The sequence below is a fragment of the Streptococcus sp. CF7_Ac1-12 genome (genome assembly GCF_024295905.1).
Taxonomy (GTDB): domain Bacteria; phylum Bacillota; class Bacilli; order Lactobacillales; family Streptococcaceae; genus Streptococcus; species Streptococcus mitis_AP.
Window position 1 is genome coordinate 21498 of sequence record NZ_JANCPG010000023.1, and the last position, 6065, is coordinate 27562.

General features: G+C 41.8%; 8 protein-coding genes. 7 read left to right on the forward strand and 1 reads right to left on the reverse strand.

Going from position 1 to position 6065, the window contains the following annotated elements:
• Positions 1-2 precede the first annotated feature (2 nt).
• On the reverse strand, positions 3-368 hold the full coding sequence (locus NMM17_RS09250) for a GntR family transcriptional regulator (RefSeq protein WP_000119149.1): 366 nt from the start codon (positions 366-368) through the stop codon (positions 3-5).
• Between the two features lie 139 nt (positions 369-507).
• On the opposite strand from NMM17_RS09250, the gene nrdR reads away from it, so the two are divergent.
• The 7 genes from nrdR to NMM17_RS09285 all read left to right on the forward strand — a co-directional run bounded on the left by nrdR (position 508) and on the right by NMM17_RS09285 (position 6018).
• Entirely contained in the window at positions 508-981 is a 474-nt protein-coding gene (gene nrdR, locus NMM17_RS09255) for a transcriptional regulator NrdR (RefSeq protein WP_001203672.1), read from the forward strand.
• Complete coding sequence (locus NMM17_RS09260) at positions 982-2151, forward strand: replication initiation and membrane attachment family protein (RefSeq protein WP_254754311.1); 1170 nt, start codon at positions 982-984, stop codon at positions 2149-2151.
• Positions 2152-3048: a primosomal protein DnaI gene (dnaI, locus tag NMM17_RS09265; RefSeq protein ID WP_254754312.1), complete on the forward strand. Its 897-nt coding sequence runs from the start codon at positions 2152-2154 to the stop codon at positions 3046-3048. It begins immediately after the preceding gene.
• Positions 3045-3758, forward strand: a complete 714-nt coding sequence (locus tag NMM17_RS09270) for an NADPH-dependent oxidoreductase (protein WP_254754313.1) — start codon at positions 3045-3047, stop codon at positions 3756-3758. The genes dnaI and NMM17_RS09270 overlap by 4 nt, the downstream gene beginning before the upstream one ends.
• A gap of 13 nt (positions 3759-3771) precedes the next feature.
• Entirely contained in the window at positions 3772-5082 is a 1311-nt protein-coding gene (gene der, locus NMM17_RS09275) for a ribosome biogenesis GTPase Der (protein ID WP_001207696.1), read from the forward strand.
• Between the two features lie 83 nt (positions 5083-5165).
• Positions 5166-5501 (forward strand): hypothetical protein, encoded by a 336-nt coding sequence (locus NMM17_RS09280; protein WP_254754314.1) that lies wholly within the window; start codon positions 5166-5168, stop codon positions 5499-5501.
• A gap of 229 nt (positions 5502-5730) precedes the next feature.
• On the forward strand, positions 5731-6018 hold the full coding sequence (locus NMM17_RS09285) for a hypothetical protein (RefSeq protein WP_254754315.1): 288 nt from the start codon (positions 5731-5733) through the stop codon (positions 6016-6018).
• Positions 6019-6065 lie beyond the last annotated feature (47 nt).

A 6065-nucleotide genomic window follows, 5' to 3' on the forward strand; every position in this document is an offset into this window, starting at 1 on the left:
GCTTAAACTCCTTTAATATAATCGCCGACTACGCCTGGTAGTTCTTCTTTTTCATAGCCAAAATGGGTCATGGAGGAAACGAAGTGTTCCAATTCTTCTTCCGATAATTGTTTGCGCGATTGGGCGATTAGCTCCTTATCCTCAGTCACAAATCGTCCAGTTGTTCGCTTACTGTAGACAAATCCTTCTCGTTCAAGGTCTGATAAGGCTCTTTGGATGGTGTTTGGATTGACACCAGCCTCGCTAGCCAGCTCTCGCACGGTTGGAAGTTGTTGATTGGGTTCCAGTGTATGGGAAACAATCTGAAGCTTGATTTTCTCCATAATCTGTAAATAGATGGGTTTTTTGTTGTCAAATGTCCAGGACATCTTGGTCTCCTTTCTTTTATCCTTTTGTCTTAATTAAATAATACAACGAAACAAAAAACTTGTCAAGCAAAAAGAAGAATTGTTTTGGGAATCGCTTAAAAAATGGTATAATGAAAAGAAAACGATAAGGAGGGAAAGGATGCGTTGTCCAAAATGTGGGGCTACCAAGTCAAGTGTTATCGATAGTCGCCAAGCAGAAGAAGGGAACACCATTCGTAGAAGACGTGAGTGCGACGAATGCCAGCACCGTTTTACAACCTACGAACGGGTAGAAGAAAGAACCTTAGTGGTTGTTAAAAAAGATGGCACACGGGAACAGTTCTCCAGAGATAAAATCTTTAATGGGATTATCCGCTCAGCCCAGAAACGTCCTGTGTCAAGTGATGAAATCAACATGGTAGTCAATCGTATCGAACAGAAACTCCGTGGTCGAAATGAAAATGAAATTCAAAGTGAGGACATTGGTTCACTCGTCATGGAGGAGTTGGCTGAGTTAGATGAGATTACCTATGTGCGTTTTGCCAGTGTCTATCGTAGTTTTAAGGATGTGAGTGAGTTAGAGAGCCTGCTCCAACAAATCACCCAGTCCTCTAAAAAGAAAAAGGAAAGATAAATGAAGCCAATTGACCGTTTTTCTTATCTAAAGAATAATCGGGTGTCGCAAGATACCTCATCTCTGGTACAGTGCTACCTCCCGATTATCGGTCAGGAGGCACTGAGCCTTTATCTTTATACCATCAGTTTTTGGGATAATGGCAGAAAGGAATACCTTTTTTCAAGCATTCTCAATCATCTCAATTTTGGGATGGATAGACTGATAAAAGCCCTGAAAATCCTATCTGCTTTTAATCTCTTGACCCTCTATCAAAAGGGTGATACCTATCAGATAGTTATCCATGCTCCTCTTTCAAGTCAAGACTTCTTGGAACATCCTGTTTATCGCAGACTTTTGGAGAAAAAGATTGGCGATGCAGCTGTGGAGGATTTAAAAGTTGAAAGTGCTGAGGGAGAAGAAATACCTGTCTCACTCAATCAAGTCTTTCCAGACTTGCCAGAACTAGGAAGTCAAGAAGACCTTGGTCTCAAGAAGAAAGTGGCCAACGATTTTGACTTAGACCATTTTCGTCAGCTTATGGCTCGAGATGGGCTTCGCTTTGCGGATGAGCAGTCCGATGTCTTAAACCTTTTTGCCATTGCTGAGGAGAAGAAATGGACTTGGTTTGAAACTTATCAATTGGCCAAGTCAACAGCTATTTCCCAGGTTATTTCAACCAAACGCATGCGGGAAAAAATCGTTCAAAAACCTGTTTCCTCTGACTTTAGTCCTAAGGAAGCAACCATTATCAAGGAAGCAAAAAGCAAAACTGCCCTGCAGTTCTTGGCAGAAATCAAGCAAACACGCAAGGGGACCATTACCCAAACAGAAAGAGAACTCTTGCAACAAATGGCTGGCTTGGGCTTGCTGGACGAAGTTATCAATATTATTCTTTTATTGACCTTTAATAAGGTAGATTCAGCAAATATCAATGAGAAATATGCTATGAAGGTAGCCAATGACTATGCCTATCAAAAAATTCATTCGGCAGAAGAGGCAGTCTTGCGCATCCGTGAACGTGGGCAAAAGAGTCAAGCTCAAAAAGGCAGTAAACCGAGTCCTACCAAGTCCAATGTACCCAAGTGGAGCAATCCAGATTATAAAAATGAAACCAGCGAGGAAACTCGTCTGGAACTAGAACGTAAGAAACAAGAACTATTAGCTCGATTAGAAAAAGGAGGAGATTAGATGGAAAGTGTCGGAGACGTACTCAAACGTCAACCTAGCCGTTTTCATTATCAAGATTTGGTCCAGAAAATCATGAAGGACCCTGATGTTGCGGCCTTTATCCAGCAAGAATCCTTGACTCCAGAGGAATTAAATCGCAGTATCTCCAAGTTTAATCAATATATCACCGAGCGTGACAAATTTCTCCGTGGGGATACGGATTATATTGCCAAAGGCTACAAGCCAATTTTGGTTATGAATCATGGTTATGCAGACGTTTTTTATGAAGAAACTCCTGAACTAATAGCGGCTGAAAAAGAAGCGGCTATTAAGAATCGTCTCAAGTTAATCAATCTGCCAGCCAGTCTCAGGAAAGCTAGTTTGGCTCAAGTTGACTTGGATGATTTGGGGCGCTTGCCAGTTTTTGAAAAGCTATTAGCCTTCGTGGAACAATATCCAACTATTCTAAAAGGTCTTTACCTATATGGAGACTTTGGTGTGGGTAAAAGTTTCATGGTGGCTGCCTTAGCCCATGATTTATCAGAAAAACGTGGTGTTTCATCAACTCTCCTCCACTATCCTAGCTTTGTCATCGATGTCAAAAATGCTATCGGTGATGGTAATGTCAAGACCTTGGTGGATGAGATTAAGCTTTCTGAAGTCCTGATTTTAGATGATATTGGCGCCGAGCAATCAACAGCTTGGGTACGTGATGAAATCCTGCAAGTCATTCTTCAATATCGGATGCAGGAAAATTTACCGACTTTTTTCACCTCCAACTTCAACTTTGAAGAATTGGAGCTGCATTTCGCTAAAGGGAAACATGGAAATGACGAAACTTGGGAAGCCAGACGCGTCATGGAACGCATCCGTTATTTGGCTGAGGAGACTCGTTTAGAAGGAGTAAACCGTCGATGACAGAAACAATCAAATTAATGAAAGCTCACACGTCAGTGCGCAGATTTAAGGAGCAAACCCTTCCTCAGGAAGACTTGACCGAAATCCTGACAGCAGCCCAGATGGCTTCGTCTTGGAAGAATTTCCAATCCTACTCTGTGATTGTGGTGCGAAGTCAAGAAAAGAAAGATGCTCTGTATGAATTGGTGCCTCAGGAAGCCATTCGCCAGTCTGCTGTTTTCCTTCTCTTTGTCGGAGACTTGAACCGAGCAGGAAAGGGAGCCCAGCTTCATACCGATTCATTCCAACCCCAAGGTGTAGAAGGTCTCTTGATTAGTTCAGTCGATGCGGCTCTTGCTGGTCAAAATGCCTTGCTGGCAGCTGAAAGTTTGGGCTATGGTGGTGTCATTATTGGCTTGGTTCGATACAAGTCAGCAGAAGTAGCAGGGCTCTTTAACCTGCCTGACTACACCTATCCTGTCTTTGGGATGGCACTAGGTGCGCCAAATCAACATCATGATGTAAAACCAAGACTGCCACTAGAGAATGTTGTCTTTGAGGAAGAATACCAAGAACAGTCAACCGAGGTAATCCAAGCTTACGACCGTGTACAGGCTGACTATGCTGGGGCGCGTGCGACCACAAGCTGGAGTCAGCGTCTAGCAGAACAGTTTGGTCAAGTTGAACCAAGCTCAACTAGAAAAAATCTTGAACAGAAGAAGTTATTGTAGAAAGTGAGAAATTATGGCCCTACCAACTATTGCCATTGTAGGACGTCCCAATGTTGGGAAATCAACCCTATTTAATCGGATCGCTGGTGAGCGAATCTCCATTGTAGAAGATGTCGAAGGAGTGACACGTGACCGTATCTATGCAACGGGTGAGTGGCTCAATCGTTCCTTTAGCATGATTGATACAGGAGGAATCGATGATGTCGATGCTCCTTTTATGGAACAAATCAAGCACCAGGCAGAAATTGCCATGGAAGAAGCCGATGTTATCGTCTTTGTCGTGTCTGGTAAGGAAGGAATTACCGATGCAGACGAATACGTAGCCCGTAAACTTTATAAGACCCACAAACCAGTTATCCTCGCGGTTAACAAGGTGGACAACCCTGAGATGCGAAACGATATCTATGATTTCTATGCTCTCGGTTTGGGTGAACCACTGCCTATCTCATCTGTCCATGGGATCGGTACAGGGGATGTGCTAGACGCTATCGTAGAAAATCTTCCAAATGAATATGAAGAAGAAAATCCAGATGTCATTAAGTTTAGTTTGATTGGTCGTCCAAACGTTGGAAAATCAAGCTTGATCAATGCTATCTTGGGCGAAGACCGTGTCATTGCTAGTCCCGTTGCTGGAACAACTCGTGACGCCATTGATACCCACTTTACAGATACAGATGGTCAAGAGTTTACCATGATTGATACGGCTGGTATGCGTAAGTCTGGTAAGGTTTATGAAAATACAGAGAAATACTCTGTCATGCGTGCCATGCGTGCTATTGACCGTTCAGATGTGGTCTTGATGGTTATCAATGCAGAAGAAGGAATCCGTGAGTACGACAAGCGTATTGCAGGATTTGCTCATGAAGCTGGTAAAGGAATGATTATCGTGGTAAACAAGTGGGATACGCTTGAAAAAGACAACCACACTATGAAAAACTGGGAAGAAGATATCCGTGAGCAGTTCCAATACCTGCCTTACGCACCGATTATCTTTGTATCAGCCTTGACCAAGCAACGTCTCCACAAACTTCCTGAGATGATCAAGCAAATCAGCGAAAGTCAAAATACACGTATTCCATCAGCTGTCTTGAATGATGTCATCATGGATGCCATTGCCATCAACCCAACACCGACAGACAAAGGAAAACGCCTCAAGATTTTCTATGCAACCCAAGTGGCAACCAAACCACCAACCTTTGTTATCTTTGTCAACGAAGAAGAACTCATGCACTTTTCTTACCTGCGTTTCTTGGAAAATCAAATCCGCAAGGCCTTTGTTTTTGAGGGAACACCGATCCATCTCATCGCAAGAAAACGCAAATAAAAAAGTAGAATCTGGAATGACATTTCCAGATTTTTTTGATAGAATGAAGTTGAAGAAAACGCCATCAAAAAGAGGTGTCGATAATGGAACATTTGTTTAAATTCTTACTTTTAGCACCTTACTTTTATTTTGATAACTGGATTGAAAAGGCCAACAGAAATAGCAGATTTTTCCCATTTTTTTACTATTTTTACTGGGTTTACATCCCCCTCTATTCTCTTTTTAGCCTTGCTTGGACAGTTGTTTCAGTTCTGTTTTTCAATATCGTCTTGAGAAATGTGACAGATATCAAGTTTTGGGGCATTTGGTTTCTTTTTATTTTGCTAGCTATTGGTCTGAATAGGTCAACTTATTTCTGTCTCAAAAAAATGTTTCGCTTGAGACGGGAACTAGGGAAGTCTAAAGGTGGAAGGCATTGATTTATACTCTTCGAAAATCTCTTCAAACCACGTCAACGTCGCCTTTGATTATATATGTAACTGACTTCGTCAGTTCTATCTACAACCTCAAAACAGTGTTTTGAGCTGACTTCGTCAGTCTTATCTACAACCTCAAAGTAGTGCTTTGAGCAACCTGCGGCTAGTTTCCTAGTTTGCTCTTTGATTTTCATTGAGTATTATATTACTTTCTATTTGTAGGAGGTGGCTTATGGTACGTCTAAAATCATTTATTACACGCTATTTCAAGGTCTATATTGGTTTGGTTCTGCTGATCTGGCTTGCTTTCTTCTTTATTCCTTGGGGGAGTCCGGTTCTGGGGATAACGATTGACATCTTCATTATGCAGAAAGTCTTGCTAGTTTTTGGAATTCTGTCCATTTTGATGGCCTTGCTATCCAAGAAAGTCAGTCTCTTTGTTTTTGGACTTATCTGTTGTCTTTCTCTTTGGATTAATCTATTTATCCTATTTGCTCTTTTGCCGATTTTTGGAAATTAAACACTTAAAAAATAGAGAGAGGTTAGCTTGGAAACTAGCCTCTTTTT

Bases quoted from the DNA above. Each gene is read 5' to 3' on its own strand.
- dnaI (WP_254754312.1), top strand. From the start codon at position 2,152: ATGGAAAGTGTCGGAGACGTACTCAAACGTCAACCTAGCCGTTTTCAT.
- NMM17_RS09270 (WP_254754313.1), top strand. From the start codon at position 3,045: ATGACAGAAACAATCAAATTAATGAAAGCTCACACGTCAGTGCGCAGA.
- NMM17_RS09285 (WP_254754315.1), top strand. From the start codon at position 5,731: ATGGTACGTCTAAAATCATTTATTACACGCTATTTCAAGGTCTATATT.
- NMM17_RS09250 (WP_000119149.1), bottom strand. From the start codon at position 368: ATGTCCTGGACATTTGACAACAAAAAACCCATCTATTTACAGATTATG.
- NMM17_RS09260 (WP_254754311.1), top strand. From the start codon at position 982: ATGAAGCCAATTGACCGTTTTTCTTATCTAAAGAATAATCGGGTGTCG.
- nrdR (WP_001203672.1), top strand. From the start codon at position 508: ATGCGTTGTCCAAAATGTGGGGCTACCAAGTCAAGTGTTATCGATAGT.
- der (WP_001207696.1), top strand. From the start codon at position 3,772: ATGGCCCTACCAACTATTGCCATTGTAGGACGTCCCAATGTTGGGAAA.
- NMM17_RS09280 (WP_254754314.1), top strand. From the start codon at position 5,166: ATGGAACATTTGTTTAAATTCTTACTTTTAGCACCTTACTTTTATTTT.